Origin of the sequence: Staphylococcus croceilyticus, from assembly GCF_002902575.1 — a bacterium.
Taxonomy (GTDB): Bacteria; Bacillota; Bacilli; order Staphylococcales; family Staphylococcaceae; genus Staphylococcus; species Staphylococcus croceilyticus.
This window is the reverse complement of the sequence record NZ_PPRD01000061.1, coordinates 38,206-53,252: the sequence shown is the minus strand read 5'-3', so window position 1 is coordinate 53,252 and position 15,047 is coordinate 38,206. Positions and strand designations below refer to the sequence as shown.

Genomic DNA, 15,047 nt, shown 5'->3' with positions numbered 1-15,047 from the left:
CAACTCCCTTTAACGCGTTAAAGCGTTTATGCACTTAAGTACTACTCTATCATGTCTAGTTAAAGAGTGCAATATACATATATTTTTTATTTATTACTCTATATAGTAACATTTGTATAAAAGAGTCTATAAAGGAGGAAAATTTATGGCTTTACTTCATGAAAAGATTAAAGCTAATTATTGGAAAGGAAAAGAGGCTGTTGGTGGCCATGTATTATTTGAGGATAATGGCTTCAAATTTACTGCGCACGCTTTGAATATTCAAAAAGACTCAGTATTTGTGTCTTATGACAATATAAAAGAAGTAAAACCATTTAGAAGTCTAGGTATTATTCCTAACGGGGTAAAAGTAATTGATAAGGACAATAATGAACACAAATTAGTAGTCTATCAACAAAAAAATGTTATTCAATTTCTTAACGAGATGAAATCTTAATATACTTAAGAGTGGGACAAAATTCATTACGAACGTATTGTCCCACTCTCTTATTCCTAAAGATAGAGTCTACTCACACATCTTTATACCTTCTACTACTTTTTATCCATTAAAATCATACGTAATGTTTTGGCCTTCATTTACTTCTTGAATACTTAAACTTTCAATATGATCCACATTAATGTAGTGCACTTGCGTATCATTTTTTAGAAATAAATAAGCAAGTTCGTCGAATTCATCAATCAGACGTTGCACGCATGTATCATAATCCGGCCCGTTTTGAAAGGTTTTAAATTCAGTATATGATTTTCCAGAAACAGTTGTATATGTTAATAGAAAAGTACGTTTCATCTTATTCCTCCATTATTTTATGCATTAAAGAATTCAATGATATCAACTTCTACTTTGTCACTGCCATCTCCGTGGGTCATTAAATGTTTACATAACGGATGGCACATCAATTCTTTATCTTCACTCTTAATGTGTTGATAAATGTATTTGGCGCTATCTTGATAAGATTGTTCATCTTTACCACCATATAAAATTCTTGCCGGTGTTTCAATGTCGCTCAAGTTTTCAGTTATACCAACAATAAAGTTTTTAAATGTTGTAATATGAGGTTGATATGCTTGGATACTTTCCAATTGTTGTTGTGATGTTTCATCATCAAAATTCAATAATTCGTTCATACGTTGGCCATAGCGTTCCATACGCCATGCAATGCCCGCTTCTTCTTTTTCGCTTGGCGCAGACATCACCGCGATTTTATCAACTTTAACCGTTTCAGCTAATTTCAATGTAAATAAACCGCCTAATGATACTCCAGTTACATAAATTGTTTCAAAGCCTTCGTTTTTTAAAAATTGGTACGCTTCTTGAACGTCACTCCACCAATCGTTAATCGTAAATTGAGTAAACTCATTTAAAGGTAAACCATGCCCACGATAATTTGGCGCATAGCACGTGTAACCTTCCTCATTAAGTACTGTCGCCAAATGTTTAACATCACGAATCGTGCCTGTAAACGAATGTAATAACAATACTGCTTCTTCTCGTGTCCCTTTCAGATGAACGGGACGTGGTGATTTAACATTCATTCTAACTCCCCCTAGTTAAATACAAATTATAATTTATTAACACTGCCCGCAGGCTTAAATCTAAAAATTTGTTAGTGTAGCCATTCCTTATAATTATCTCGAATCTCTTGAGCCAGTACTTGCCCTTGTTTATAACCTACATTACCAATATTTAAGATATTGTTTGGATTATAAATATTATCTCCAATTTCTGCTTGGCTATCACTATCAGGACTTATTACTAAGACATGGCTGTGTTTGCTTAACTGTTCAGCATCATCAAACGCACTTGGCATCATTCCTAAACCATCAGCTAACGGCGCTAGAATAATAATTGACTTAGCCCCTTCTGCTAGCATCGCATTGGTAGGTGACACCATGCCACCATCAATCCAGTCAATTTCATTCAAACGAATATGTGGCCAAATACCAGGCACAGCACCACTCGCCGTGACCGCTTCTTCAAGAGTTACACCGCTTTGTGAATTAAATGTGCCAGTGACCCCCGTTTTAGCATTAATCGCAGTAATTTCTAAATTATCTTTCCATTCAACATCGCCTAAACGTTGTCGAATCGCTTGTTTACGCTCATTTAAATCTACTTTAGACGGACGCGTATATACAATATCGCCCATCATTTGTCCGACTTTCTCAGCATCATCGCGTCCTACGATAAAGGCATTTTGCCATAAACGATAAATATCAGACGACATAGAAGCACGATCATTCTCATCACGTCGCTCATCTAATTCATAATAATAATCCTTCATATCATAACCATTCGCCAGCACAGCTCCTACAAATGAGCCAGCTGACGTGCCTATTATCTTATCCGCTTCATTCAATTTGATACCATTATCTATTAACCCTGCTAACACGCCAGATTCCCAAGCGATACCCGTAATACCGCCTCCACCTAATACTAATGTACGTTCATTTGTCATTGTTATCTCTCCTTTATTTAACGACGTTGAACAGCCTTTCTTTTAACTCTTGGAACATTAAGATAAAACAATGGAACAATCATTAAAAACAACGCTATCCATAGTACACCTAACGACACACCGCTCACGACATCCGTAATATAATGAGCGTGAAAATAAAGTCGACATCCTAAAACGCCTATCCATATTACGATAGTGAGCACACTGCTTATGATTCTTATTGCCATAACCTTAATCATAGGTAGGATAACGATAAGCAATGCTAAAGCTAATAAGGTACTCGCATTTGAGTGTCCACTTGGAAACGAATAGCCATGATCGCGCATTAAGTGATTATATGGGCGTGGTCTTTCTATAAGTTGTTTAATTAAATAATTCATTAACGTTCCTGTATAGATACTCAATATGAGCCATATCGAAACTTTATAGTTTTTAAATAATAAAATAAGCGCTAAAAATGCAGTTATGTACATAATCGATTTCACTTCGCCAATTTCAGCGCAAAAAGTCATAAAGTCCTGCCAAAGATTGTCTCCAAAATATCTTTGAGGTTCTCCAAATTGTTCAGTTAGCCAATGTAATGAGCCTAAATCAATGTTTTGAACAAACAATGTATTCATGCTCACATTTATCGCTAAAAATATAAAAATAATTAACCCAATCATGAACATAGGTACCGTTATCGCAGATGTAAATTCTTTCTTTTGTCTCATACCACTTTCACCAGTTCCTAATTTCATATATTTCTTTTATCTATTAAAACATGTATTCTGTATCAAGAAAAATCACTAAGATGTTTTATTTGATGGCCTTTTTCATCAAAATTATCTGGCTCGAGCCATTGTTCAAATCTTGTTTTAACACTTGGCCATTCATTATCTAGCATTGAGAACCAAGCAGTATCTCGATTGCGCCCTTTACAAATATTAGAATGTCGGAATACTCCTTCGAATGTAAATCCAAATCTTTGTGCCGCATGCTTAGAAGGCGTATTTAAATTATCACATTTCCATTCATATCGTCTGTAGCTCAATGTTTCAAACACATACTTTGCCAATAAATATTGTACTTCTGTACCGACACGTGTTTTCTTTAATTGGTTAGAATATATGATATTGCCTACTTCTATAGAACCATGCTCTGGATTTATGCGCATTAATGCCAAAATACCTAAAGGTTGTTGTTGTGTATTATCTTTAATAGTAAAGAAGTATTTATCTTTACTATTAATAAGTTGTCTAATATAGTCCTCAAATGTTGTTTTATTATCGAAGGGTCCTTCATAAAGATATGTCCAATTTTTTCTGGATTCATCATCGCATAGCACATCATACAAATAATTTGTATGATTTATACTCAATTTTGTTAGTGTCCCATATCGTCCTTCTAAAGTTTGTGCGTCAGGAAATGAAGGTACAACATAGTTATCTAATGTCTCTCCTATCGGTTGTTTAAATTCATTTACTCGCATTGTTTTCAACTCCCACACTGCCTTTGTGTAAATTGTACACTAAAGCTACAAAATAAGCTCTTAATAGGTATGCTTGAATCCCATTAAAAAAGCGATAAAACGAATGTGTCGTTTTTATCGCTTTCCTTCATCAATATTTATTTTTTGAGTGTTTTCTCTAAATTCTCATCTAATTTAAATACAATGACACGCTCCCCTGTAATTGTACTTAAGTCACTGTGAAAGCTATTTACGCTCACACCTGTAATATCTAATATTAATTGCATTAAATCATCTTGTCCGGATTCAACAAGTTCAGAACGTGTACGCTTAATATTGAGTAAGCCTTCTTGTGTTTCACAAACACGGTATTCTGCTGGAGTTAAGACACCTTGTAAATTGACAATAATCATGTCTCTTAAAATATCTGTTTTAACTGAAAGCGAACCACGCCCAAGAAAGTCCTTTTCCCACTGAGTGATTGCTTTACTAATTTCCGCTTCATACACACCTTTAGATTTAGCCATGGTTAATCCTAATTCTCCTATTGATTGATTAACCTCATTTTATCACTTTTTTCAGAAAAACCGAACTCCCTACCAATCTTTCCAGCTACCATCTTCATCGATACTTGCTAGACGCACCCAACTATGATCTACTTTCTGCTTAAATTTAATATTATTATCAAGTAACGCTTCAATATAACTATCAGGTGCTTGAATAACCACTAATAAACGAATCGGAGAATGATAAATTTTATTATCTGCTGCCATCACCGATTGCCATGGTAAGCCTGCTAGTAAATCACTTGAATTACCTTGCATTATACCAACGCCGGACGTTACAGATTGAGTCGTTTTGTTCCCACTTCCATAGAAATGAGGCGCTACAGTTGAAGCGTAATATTGTAAATTAATCCATTGCGCAACTAACGCTGGACCAGAAATAATCGTATTCAAAATCTGACCGTCTGCATCCTTTTTCCAATCATAATTATGTAAAAATGCACGACCTTCTAAATTGGTACCTTCTGTGATACTACGTTGTCCGATAATAAATTCTGCATTGCGAGCAAGACCCCATTCTGGGCGAATTTCACTCCAGTCACTCGCATAACGACGCGCTTCGGCAACCGGATTTTTCACTTTACCTTGATCTAAACCAGGCAAGTTAGCTAAGCGTTCAGTATTAGCTTTATAACTTACGCGTGGCATCGCTTCTTCTAACATATCAAATGCTTTTTGAGCTGATGCTGTTAACTCTGGCATATAAATATATTCTAATTCATCTACAGACGTTTTATGTTCTGCAGCAATAAATACCGTTTCTTTAGGAATATTAATACCTTCTGCTTTTAAGCTTTGACGTACATGAGGCAAATTACACATCATCGCAAGTAACTTAGCATTAAACCCACTTGATGCCCCACCACAAGCACCACATTCTAATGAAGCATGATATGGATTATTGTTCGATTCACTGCCATGTCCCCCTAAAACGACAAGTGGCGCGAAATCAGTTGTTAACTCCATAAGTTGTAATGCTTGTCTCGTGAAAGCGACTTGTTCTTCTTCAGTGAAACCAATTGGTAAATCGCTATATACTTCATGTTCACGATTAATTGTTAATTTAGCTTCTGGCTTCTTCAACCAATTCTTCGTAAAGTTACGGACAAAGTTGCGTGTACTCTTTGGTATAAACGTACTTGCTAATGTATTTAAACTTAAGAATGGGCCACTCAATTCTGGTAAAAGTAAACTTGGTACCACATTATGTTTCATCAATTTAAATGTGTAAAACATTGATGTTACTGAATGTTGTTGTTGATTATACGTATTTAAAGCATGTCGATCTGCATATTCTTTAATTGTGTACGCAGGTGGCACCATGACAGGTAAAGAATTATGACTAAATTGTTCATCCAATACTTCTTTGCGGATCGGTAAGCCGAAGAATCCTGCGATACCGATTGTTTCAAATGGTCCTTCACTTTCTAAGTGACGACGAAATGGTTCAGAACGTACATCAATACAAAATGCTAATTGCACTTGCGTTTGTGGTGTCTCTTGCTTCGTCGATTTATTGTAAATACTCTCTACTAATTCACGTTCATGTGTTTCTTCCCATGCTTCGAGCCACAATTTTTTAAAATAAAGGGGATTAAAATCATGTGCAAATCTTAAATGAGCAATCTGTTCATCAATCGACATCGCTGCCCATTCGTCAATAGACATTTCGCCATAGTATAACCATTTACTTACTAATTCTTTAATACGTCTTTCCACATTTAAGACTGCCGGGCGACTCATTTTTTCAGTATCTAATAAAATACATTCCATCGTTAACCGAATCGCAAGATATTGCGTTAGTAAATCTTCTTCATGTTCGTTTTGTTCTGCACGATAATACATCATTCCCGCCCAACCCGGTAATGATAGGAAATGGCCTGTTAAATAGGATTCGCGTTCATCTTCTGCGATATCTAAATGATTCAACGCCATAACAAGTGCTTCTCTATAGTCATGAGGTAAGGTTTTAACCATTTTACGCTGTGTTTTCGTCAACATAGGATCATGTTGTGCTAAGTGTAACCAGGCAACATAGAACCCTTCTTCACGTTTAGGCATGGTCCAACTTGATTGAAAATTATCAAGATAAAGTTTTGACCACTTGATAATATGCGTATTTAGCTCGTCCATAAGAGATTCGCCTTTGGCATTAAAGGCATTGGCACTTTTAGAACGTGCATATTTAAAAGGTTCATTCTCAAAGACACCTTTAAGCTTTGAGACTTCTAGTTTTAAGTATGCTTCTTTCGTAATTAAATCTTGCGGTACATCTTGTATGCGCATGGCATTCTTACAATAGATGTCGATATGTTGTTGAGGTATCGTTGTCTCGTATGTACGCACGGCTTGTTTGACTTCTTCTTCAACGAGAGATTGGTCTATCTCGCCCTTTTCCAAAGCAGTCATCACAGAGGCGTGGCTAGGGTATAAATCAATATCTCGTACGTGTTTAAACCACTGTGCTACTTGGTCGAAGGTTTGGTGTTCCATTTCTTCCCAAGGATTGCGTGCTGCAAAAATTGAGATAGGTGAAAGTGGCGTTATTACACGACGGGCTGATTTAACTGTTTCATCTATATTATGTTTGGTAATAGTCATGTCAGGTTTCACCTCTTATAAATATTTCTTCAAGTAGTTAGGATGGCTTTCAACTGATTTAAATTTAGCTTCACCGATCTTGATGAGCCATAAATAGACTTTGGCAAAAGCAGTTGATGTACGTCGACGTGCGACCCAAATACTGAAAACACTACCTAGTACTAAAATTGCGATGCAAAGAATGGCACTGAATAATGGTGGATGCGATGGCACCATGTAAACATTATCTAAGATACCCACAAACACTTGATGTGTGATGATGTAAACGAATGCTACAATCACTAGCATAGCGATACCGATAATGCGTCCCATAACGCCACGATTTAACGCTACCATTTGGTTCCAAGATACAGATAATGACCAAGCTAAGATGAAAGCACTGATTAATGTATAAGCGTTATGCTTACTTGTCATGAAAAAGATGACTGCAATGATAATCGCAAGTGCTCGTCCTAACACTGTCCAAGCGTATGAGCGCTTAACGTTAGGTGGTGTAGGAATATTGAAGCGTTTAACGATTGAACCTGATTGTAAGAATAACGTTGCTTTAAATACGCCATGTAAAATTAAGTGAATAATCGCAGCGGAATAAACACCTAGCGCACATTGCACGAGCATGAAGCCCATTTGGCTCATCGTAGAACCAACGAGTTGGCGTTTATAATCTACATGGACCAAGCTAATGCCTGACCCTATTAATACTGAAATGCTTGAGATAATTAACAGTACTGTTAACGCGATATGGTTATCAAATACTGGTGAAAAACGAGTTAAAATAATGCCTCCAGCGTTTACAATACCTGCGTGCATGATGGCAGATACAGGCGTTGGCGCTACTACAGATTCAATCAACCAACTTTGGAATGGATATTGTGCTGCTGGGATAATAACGGCAAGCACAAGTAATAAATCTACTAATAATTTCATGCCGTAACTCATTGCGTAATCGTAATTTTGCGTTGGATCAATCGTCCAATCTCCAGTTCCTACATATAATAGGATGACTGCTAATAATAAAGCGAGCCAACCGATAATAAATGAACGTGCAGAGACTTTGGCTGCTTCTGCAGGTACTTTCCATGAACGATTTAAACGAATTAATTGTGTTAAGCAAAATAATGTCAGTCCCCAACATACTGTCATTAATCGTAAATCATTACTTAACCAACCTATTGATGCAAATACTGTCGTAAAGGTATAGAGTGCGAAATATTTACGATAATTACGATCTCCTAGTAAGTAACGCATTGAGAACTTTTGAATGATAAATCCTAAGGCTAATATAAATGCACCTACTACCCAAGCGAGTTTATCTAATGCAAAAATACCTACGACTTCTCTATTATAATTTGTAATTAAACCAATCACTCCTACGATGACAGGGAGTAAGAGTAAAATTAAATGTAAACGTATGTATTGTACAGGGACTGAAGGTATTAAAAAAATCAGTCCGCTTAGCACTGCAATGACAAGCGTTATAAAAAATAATGTCAGTAATAAACTTGAACTCAACATTGCTGTTCCTCCATCTTTCAAACTAAATTAATATACGAAAATGCCTGCAACAGACTAGTTTTGTTCCTATCGTTTAAGGTTTCAACTAACTATCGCAGGCTTCTTTAGAACTCATTTGAATATATTATAAATGTTTTTTATAAGCTACCTTCTGATTATGTATATGAGACTATCTAGTGTTAACTATTATTTTAGTTTAGTCTTTTAGAATTTGTGATTTTGCCGATAATTTCTATATTACATATTTCTTATCCTTCAATTAAACAATGGATGTATTTTAATATGAAACTTCCTTGCATAATTGCTTGATAGAGACTTATGTAAAAAAATTCGCGTAATAACTACAATATATGAAAATAATAACTAAATGTCAAACATTTATCATAGATTGAGCGAGTAATATTAAGGTTTTGATGTTAATAGCTAAGGTTGTTGAATGTGAATCTTAAATTGTAAAACTTTTACACTTAGGCATGACTCACTGTCGTAAGTTATTAGAAAATGGTCGGTTATGAAGCGCTTTCCACAACTTAGGGATTAATACCCATTTATTCAGAAACGCACGTTATACTGTATTTAACATTTAATAAGGAGGTACTCAAAATGGGAATCATTTCTGGTATTATTGATCTTGTTAAATTCATCATCGACTTAACTAAAAAATAAGTCGTACATAACGCACATAGAGTCTATTAAAGAGTAAGGCGTTTCTTTGGAAGCTACCTTACTCTTTTTTTATTGATTAAATAAAAAACGTTTAACCGAGGAATAGCTCGATTAAACGTTAGTGGATAAAATGAATTTTTTAGTTATCTATAAAATAACACATTTTTGAGTGTGTGCATGTAACAATTCTGTGAAAACGCTTAAATCTTTTAAAAAAAGTGCTTAATTCAACATAAATGATGCCTAACCTTTAATTAAAGGTTGTAAATCTAACCACTCTCACTGATAATATACTTTGTAATACATTATTGCAATAGACCAACAACATTTTAGAGAAAAGTTATATTATAAAATGTAACTAAACAACATCATAGAAAGGACATCTATATGCAACGCCACACACGCTTCACTTTTATTTCCGTATTAATGACAATTTTAAGCGGATTTATTGTTTATACTACACTTTTTACCAATTTATATAATCAAACTATTTTCAATTTTTGGTATTGGCCTGGAGCCTTAATTATCTTCCTTACACTTATTTCAAACACATTATGCTTATTGTTAAATATGCGCGTTATACTTAATGCAATATTGTTAGTTATTAATATCGTTTTATTAATTATTTTTACTTCACCATTTTTACTTATTTAAATTTACTAATAACTGAATGATGGGTTTTATAGTCCGCAATTATTTTTATTAATTAATGTATATTCTATTTATTCACCTATGAAAAAGGGTATTTATACAGTGAATTATTGATCGCATATACATACCAATACGTTCGGAATTTCATACATATCATGAAGTAGGTGTTAATATTGATAGAATATTTAGAAAAGAAAAATCGGAAAACCCTAAAAGTATTAGCTAATATTTGGCTTAACGCAAATATAGATTCTCATACTTTTATAAACAGTCGTTATTGGATAGATAACTATAGCAATATGTTGAAGTCAGTAAAAAAAGCTGATGTGTATGTTTATAAGAGAAATAATCTCATTGTCGCCTTCTGTGGATTAGAAGGCAATTACATTAAAGGTTTATTTGTCAAAACAGAATTTAGAAATGAAGGCATTGGCACAGCATTAATGCATCATTTAATGATAAGATATGAAGAATTAACATTAAAAGTCTTCGCTGAAAATAAGAAAGCCATTCACTTTTATGAAAGACTTGGTTTCGTTACCATCGATACTAATATCGATACCCTAGATAACAAAGAGCTCTTAATGAAATGGACCAAACCTACAACTGAATAAAACCTAAATAAAACCCTCTAATCGCCATGATTAGAGGGTTTCGTTATATCTAATTTTTGTACCTATTCAATCATAGGGGTCGTTTTATAATATTTCATGCATTATTAAAACAACTATATATTACTTAATGAAGTAAAAATTAAATAGACATGAAAATAGAAAATAATTACTATTATAAATATAACTAATGTATAATTAATATTAATTTACATGTATAAAAATACTAGAAATTTAAATAGCAAAGGGGAAAACAATGAAAAAGATATTCGGTATTTTATTGACAAGCACATTAATTTTAGGAGCATGTAGTGCCCATGATGACACTTCTAAGAATGATGAAGATACTAAATCAGGTATGAAATCAAACGATCCTAATAAAGATAAAAGTAAAGGTAATAAAAAAGCTAGCGATAACAAGAAATCTGAGAAAAAATCTAAAAAAGAAGATAGTGAGAAAGCAAGTTCTCAAGATAAATCATCTAATGATAAAGAACAACAGACTAGTGAACAGCAACAATCGAATGAACAACCTACGCAACAAAACCAAGCAAATCAACTTAAACAAACTCATCCTAACGGATATAACAGCAATTGGACTGAGGAACAACAAGCCCATGTAGAATACGAAACTAAAAAAAGCGGTAGACCCGGTATGGCTGACGATGTAACTGTACCAAGTCCAGATATTAATTAAGAAAAGTGAGGTGTTATTTTTGAATAATGATTTAGGATTTAGAGAAAGTATGAAAGAAATCGATATTAAGTCAAAACTTGATGAAACAGAAAAAGAATATTGGAATGCCCTATCTACAAATGAAAAACGAAAATATATAAACTTGTATAAAGAAGATAAAGAAAATTGTATTACAACTATTATTGAAAAAGTTAAAGAATTAAATCCTACTCATGAAAATTCTTTTGTCAAAGCCAACGACGATAAACTAAATAAATTCTTTAAATCACAAGGCATTTATGAACCATCTAATACCACTAAAAAAGCGTTTAGTAAACAAAGAATTACAGCCAACTTTGATAATTTCTATCATGCTTTCGGACAAATAACTTTTAATATGGAAAAGCAGGCTACATATAACTACTATATGTCGCAACAAAAGCAAAACTTTGTTCAAATCGCTCAAAACGATACACTCATTAAACAACATAACGACTTACTCAATCAAAATCACAAAATCTTACAACAAAATGAAGAGATCATTAATTTGCTCAAAAAAATCTCAAATGAAATAAATAAATAAAATTCGGATTATTTTTATATAATTCAGTATAAAATAAAACCCTCTAATCGCCATGATTAGAGGGTTTTATCATTTTATCTCTTATTCCCACTCAATTGTACTTGGTGGCTTAGAAGTAATGTCATAGACAACACGGTTAACGTGATCTACTTCATTTACGATACGACTAGAAATCTTTTGTAAGACTTCCCAATCGATACGTGCAAAGTCACTTGTCATACCATCAATTGATGTTACTGCACGAATACCAATCGTATGGTCATACGTACGGTAATCACCCATGACACCTACTGATTGAATGCCTGGTAAAACTGTGAAGTATTGCCAGATTTCTCTTTCGAGACCTTCTTCACGGATAACTTCACGTAAAATTGCATCTGATTCACGCACAATTTCTAATTTATCTTCAGTAATTTCACCTAACACACGAATACCTAAACCTGGACCTGGGAAGGGTTGTCTCCATACTAAATGTTCAGGAATTCCAAGTTCGATACCTAACGCACGTACTTCATCTTTAAATAACGTATTAATCGGTTCGATTAATTCAAACTCCATATCTTCTGGTAAACCACCAACATTATGGTGAGATTTAATCGTTTGTGCTGTTTTAGTACCTGATTCGATGACGTCAGTATAAAGTGTACCTTGTGCTAAGAAATCTACATCCGTTAACTTAGCCGCTTCATCATCGAACACATATACAAATTCATTACCGATGATTTTACGTTTTTGTTCAGGATCAGATACACCTTTTAGTTTCTCCATAAAACGATCTTTAGCGTTCACACGAATGATGTTCATATCGAAACCTTCACCGAACTGTTCCATCACCATGTCTCCTTCGCCTTTACGAAGTAAACCATGATCTACAAAGATACATGTAAGTTGATCGCCAATGGCTTTATGTAATAACACAGCAACTACAGATGAATCTACGCCACCACTCATGGCACATAATACTTTACGGTTGCCAACACGTTCACGAATCTTTTCAATTTCGATTTCAATAAAGTTCTCCATCGTCCATTCGCCTGTACAATCACAAACACGACGTACGAAGTTTCTTAATAAATCATTACCATATTCTGTATGACGCACCTCAGGATGGAACTGCACACCATAAATACGACGCTTTTTATCTTCAATCGCCGCATAATTTGTACTTGGGCTATCTGCAATCACTTCGAAACCTTCTGGAAGTTCGATAACTTTATCCGAATGACTCATCCACACCGTTTGTTCCTCTGGTAAACCGAAGAATAACTCGTCAGATTTAGCGTTAATAATTGCTTTACCATATTCACGTTCGTTTGCGCGTTCTACTTTTCCGCCTAAAAGTTTCGTCGTCAATTGCATACCGTAACAAATACCTAGCACAGGAATGCCTAGATTATAAATCTCAGGATCAATTGTAAATGAACCTTCCTCATAAACTGAATTAGGTCCGCCTGAAAGGATGATACCTTTAGGATTCATACGCTTAATTTCTTCAATAGAAATTTCATGATCATGCAACTCACTATAAACGCCCATTTCACGAATACGACGCGTAATAAGTTGGTTATATTGACTACCGAAGTCTAAGACAAGAATCAACTCTTGCTCTTTAGCCATTTCCATAATTGTGAAGCTCCTTTTAATTGATTTTATGTAAATAATAGAGAAACGCTTTCCCCCACGCGTGTTTTTTAAGTTATTTTTTGAAAATGAACAACCTATTTTACAGACGCATGAGAAATGAAAAGCGTTCTCTTAATTTTATCTCACAAGATTACCTAGCATTTCGCTTTAAACTAAAATGAATAGTTAGGTGATTCTTTAGTAATTTGTACATTGTGTGGATGACTTTCTGCTAAACCAGCAGGACCCATACGTGTGAATTGTGCTTCTTCACGTAATGTTTTTAAGTCTGGTGAGCCAGTATAACCCATGCCAGCTCTTACGCCACCCATAAGTTGATAAATCGTATCTTGTAATGGTCCTTTATAAGCAGTACGTCCTTCAATACCTTCAGGAACAAATTTTCTTGGAGATTTATCTTCTTGGAAGTAACGGTCGTTTGAACCTTTTTCCATAGCGCCTAAAGAACCCATACCACGATAAACTTTATATTGTCTACCTTGGAATACTTCAGTCGCACCTGGACTTTCTTCAGTTCCAGCTAAAAGACTACCTAACATGACTGCATGTCCACCAGCAGCTAACGCTTTGATAATATCGCCAGAGAATTTAATACCACCATCAGCAATAATCGCTTTACCATGTTTACGTGCTTCAGTTGCACAATCATAAACAGCTGTAATTTGAGGCACACCTACACCTGCTACTACACGTGTTGTGCAAATTGAACCAGGACCGATACCTACTTTAACTACGTCAGCGCCCGCTTCAAATAATGCGCGTGTCGCTTCAGCTGTAGCCACGTTACCTGCCACAATTGTGATGTCAGGGTATTTTTCTTTCATTTTCTTAACTTGTTCAATTACACCTTTAGAATGACCATGAGCAGTGTCAATAATTAAAGCATCCACACCTGCTTCAACTAATTTTTGCGCACGAATTTCAGTATCTTTAGACGTACCGATAGCCGCTGCAGCTAATAAACGACCATGTGCATCTTTTGCTGCATGAGGGAATTCAAGTACTTTTTCAATATCTTTAATTGTAATTAAGCCTTCTAAACGACCATTTTCAACTAAAGGTAATTTTTCAATTTTATGTTCTTGTAGAATCGCTTCTGCTTCATCTAATGTTGTACCGACTGGAGCTGTAATTAAATTTTCTTTTGTCATAACATCAGAAATTTTGATTGAAAAGTCTTCAATAAAACGTAAATCACGATTCGTAATGATACCAACAAGTTTTCTTGATTCTTTATCATTCACGATAGGTACACCTGAAATACGATATTTACCCATTAATGCTTCTGCTTCATACACACTTTCTTCTGGAGTTAAGAAGAATGGGTTTGTAATAACGCCATTTTCTGAACGTTTAACTTTTTGTACTTCATCAGCTTGCTCTTCAATGCCCATGTTTTTATGAATAACACCTAATCCGCCTTGGCGTGCCATAGCAATTGCCATTTTAGATTCAGTTACTGTATCCATCCCAGCTGAAATCACTGGAATATTTAATTTGATTCTATCTGATAATTCAACACTTAAATCAACATCGCTTGGTAATACGTCTGACGCAGCTGGAATTAATAAAACATCATCAAAAGTTAAAGATTCTTTAGCAAACTTATTTTCCCACATTTGTAATAC

15 protein-coding genes are annotated in these 15,047 nt (G+C 34.7%); 5 read left to right on the top strand and 10 right to left on the bottom strand.

All coding sequences use genetic code 11. The features are described 5' to 3' along the window. The first annotated feature begins 145 nt into the window (after positions 1-145). Complete coding sequence (locus CD128_RS08220; RefSeq protein WP_103329503.1) at positions 146-436, top strand: hypothetical protein; 291 nt, start codon at positions 146-148, stop codon at positions 434-436. 102 nt (positions 437-538) lie between these two features. On the opposite strand, the gene CD128_RS08215 is transcribed toward CD128_RS08220, so the two are convergent. The 8 genes from CD128_RS08215 to CD128_RS08180 all read right to left on the bottom strand — a co-directional run bounded on the left by CD128_RS08215 (position 539) and on the right by CD128_RS08180 (position 8,588). Next, positions 539-787: a hypothetical protein gene (locus tag CD128_RS08215; protein ID WP_103329502.1), complete on the bottom strand. Its 249-nt coding sequence runs from the start codon at positions 785-787 to the stop codon at positions 539-541. Positions 788-804: 17 nt separating this feature from the next. Then, complete coding sequence (locus CD128_RS08210) at positions 805-1,533, bottom strand: alpha/beta hydrolase (protein WP_103329501.1); 729 nt, start codon at positions 1,531-1,533, stop codon at positions 805-807. A 71-nt stretch (positions 1,534-1,604) separates the two neighbouring features. After that, the gene (locus tag CD128_RS08205; protein WP_197730757.1) at positions 1,605-2,456 is read right to left on the bottom strand and encodes a patatin-like phospholipase family protein; all 852 of its coding nucleotides are present in this window, start codon (positions 2,454-2,456) and stop codon (positions 1,605-1,607) included. Positions 2,457-2,473: 17 nt separating this feature from the next. Further along, complete coding sequence (locus CD128_RS08200) at positions 2,474-3,196, bottom strand: phosphatase PAP2 family protein (protein WP_231917279.1); 723 nt, start codon at positions 3,194-3,196, stop codon at positions 2,474-2,476. A 35-nt stretch (positions 3,197-3,231) separates the two neighbouring features. Next, a complete protein-coding gene (locus tag CD128_RS08195; RefSeq protein WP_103329498.1) occupies positions 3,232-3,927 on the bottom strand; it encodes a GNAT family N-acetyltransferase in 696 nt (231 codons plus the stop codon). A gap of 137 nt (positions 3,928-4,064) precedes the next feature. Further along, positions 4,065-4,433, bottom strand: a complete 369-nt coding sequence (locus CD128_RS08190) for a Na-translocating system protein MpsC family protein (RefSeq protein WP_103329497.1) — start codon at positions 4,431-4,433, stop codon at positions 4,065-4,067. Positions 4,434-4,502: 69 nt separating this feature from the next. Continuing rightward, on the bottom strand, positions 4,503-7,073 hold the full coding sequence (locus CD128_RS08185) for a DUF2309 domain-containing protein (protein ID WP_103329496.1): 2,571 nt from the start codon (positions 7,071-7,073) through the stop codon (positions 4,503-4,505). A 15-nt stretch (positions 7,074-7,088) separates the two neighbouring features. Beyond that, the gene (locus CD128_RS08180; protein WP_103329495.1) at positions 7,089-8,588 is read right to left on the bottom strand and encodes an NADH dehydrogenase subunit 5; all 1,500 of its coding nucleotides are present in this window, start codon (positions 8,586-8,588) and stop codon (positions 7,089-7,091) included. A gap of 603 nt (positions 8,589-9,191) precedes the next feature. Here CD128_RS08180 and CD128_RS12050 point away from each other — a divergent pair. From CD128_RS12050 to CD128_RS11870, 4 genes are all read left to right on the top strand, one after another. Further along, positions 9,192-9,254 (top strand): alpha family phenol-soluble modulin, encoded by a 63-nt coding sequence (locus tag CD128_RS12050; protein ID WP_103329523.1) that lies wholly within the window; start codon positions 9,192-9,194, stop codon positions 9,252-9,254. A gap of 950 nt (positions 9,255-10,204) precedes the next feature. Continuing rightward, entirely contained in the window at positions 10,205-10,519 is a 315-nt protein-coding gene (locus CD128_RS08170; RefSeq protein WP_231917278.1) for a GNAT family N-acetyltransferase, read from the top strand. 253 nt (positions 10,520-10,772) lie between these two features. Then, positions 10,773-11,213 (top strand): hypothetical protein, encoded by a 441-nt coding sequence (locus CD128_RS08165; RefSeq protein WP_103329493.1) that lies wholly within the window; start codon positions 10,773-10,775, stop codon positions 11,211-11,213. A 19-nt stretch (positions 11,214-11,232) separates the two neighbouring features. After that, positions 11,233-11,775: a hypothetical protein gene (locus CD128_RS11870; RefSeq protein WP_167797467.1), complete on the top strand. Its 543-nt coding sequence runs from the start codon at positions 11,233-11,235 to the stop codon at positions 11,773-11,775. A gap of 81 nt (positions 11,776-11,856) precedes the next feature. Here the strand turns inward: CD128_RS11870 and guaA are convergent, their stop codons facing one another. Further along, the gene (gene guaA, locus CD128_RS08150; protein ID WP_103329492.1) at positions 11,857-13,398 is read right to left on the bottom strand and encodes a glutamine-hydrolyzing GMP synthase; all 1,542 of its coding nucleotides are present in this window, start codon (positions 13,396-13,398) and stop codon (positions 11,857-11,859) included. Between the two features lie 173 nt (positions 13,399-13,571). Then, positions 13,572-15,038 (bottom strand): IMP dehydrogenase, encoded by a 1,467-nt coding sequence (gene guaB / locus CD128_RS08145; protein ID WP_103329491.1) that lies wholly within the window; start codon positions 15,036-15,038, stop codon positions 13,572-13,574. Positions 15,039-15,047: the final 9 nt, after the last annotated feature.

What these genes read in the sequence shown, in the direction of transcription:
- CD128_RS08220 (WP_103329503.1), top strand. Translation starts at nt 146, where the DNA reads ATGGCTTTACTTCATGAAAAGATTAAAGCTAATTATTGGAAAGGAAAA.
- CD128_RS08215 (WP_103329502.1), bottom strand. Translation starts at nt 787, where the DNA reads ATGAAACGTACTTTTCTATTAACATATACAACTGTTTCTGGAAAATCA.
- CD128_RS08210 (WP_103329501.1), bottom strand. Translation starts at nt 1,533, where the DNA reads ATGAATGTTAAATCACCACGTCCCGTTCATCTGAAAGGGACACGAGAA.
- CD128_RS08205 (WP_197730757.1), bottom strand. Translation starts at nt 2,456, where the DNA reads ATGACAAATGAACGTACATTAGTATTAGGTGGAGGCGGTATTACGGGT.
- CD128_RS08200 (WP_231917279.1), bottom strand. Translation starts at nt 3,196, where the DNA reads ATGAAATTAGGAACTGGTGAAAGTGGTATGAGACAAAAGAAAGAATTT.
- CD128_RS08195 (WP_103329498.1), bottom strand. Translation starts at nt 3,927, where the DNA reads ATGCGAGTAAATGAATTTAAACAACCGATAGGAGAGACATTAGATAAC.
- CD128_RS08190 (WP_103329497.1), bottom strand. Translation starts at nt 4,433, where the DNA reads ATGGCTAAATCTAAAGGTGTGTATGAAGCGGAAATTAGTAAAGCAATC.
- CD128_RS08185 (WP_103329496.1), bottom strand. Translation starts at nt 7,073, where the DNA reads ATGACTATTACCAAACATAATATAGATGAAACAGTTAAATCAGCCCGT.
- CD128_RS08180 (WP_103329495.1), bottom strand. Translation starts at nt 8,588, where the DNA reads ATGTTGAGTTCAAGTTTATTACTGACATTATTTTTTATAACGCTTGTC.
- CD128_RS08170 (WP_231917278.1), top strand. Translation starts at nt 10,205, where the DNA reads ATGTTGAAGTCAGTAAAAAAAGCTGATGTGTATGTTTATAAGAGAAAT.
- CD128_RS08165 (WP_103329493.1), top strand. Translation starts at nt 10,773, where the DNA reads ATGAAAAAGATATTCGGTATTTTATTGACAAGCACATTAATTTTAGGA.
- guaA (WP_103329492.1), bottom strand. Translation starts at nt 13,398, where the DNA reads ATGGAAATGGCTAAAGAGCAAGAGTTGATTCTTGTCTTAGACTTCGGT.
- guaB (WP_103329491.1), bottom strand. Translation starts at nt 15,038, where the DNA reads ATGTGGGAAAATAAGTTTGCTAAAGAATCTTTAACTTTTGATGATGTT.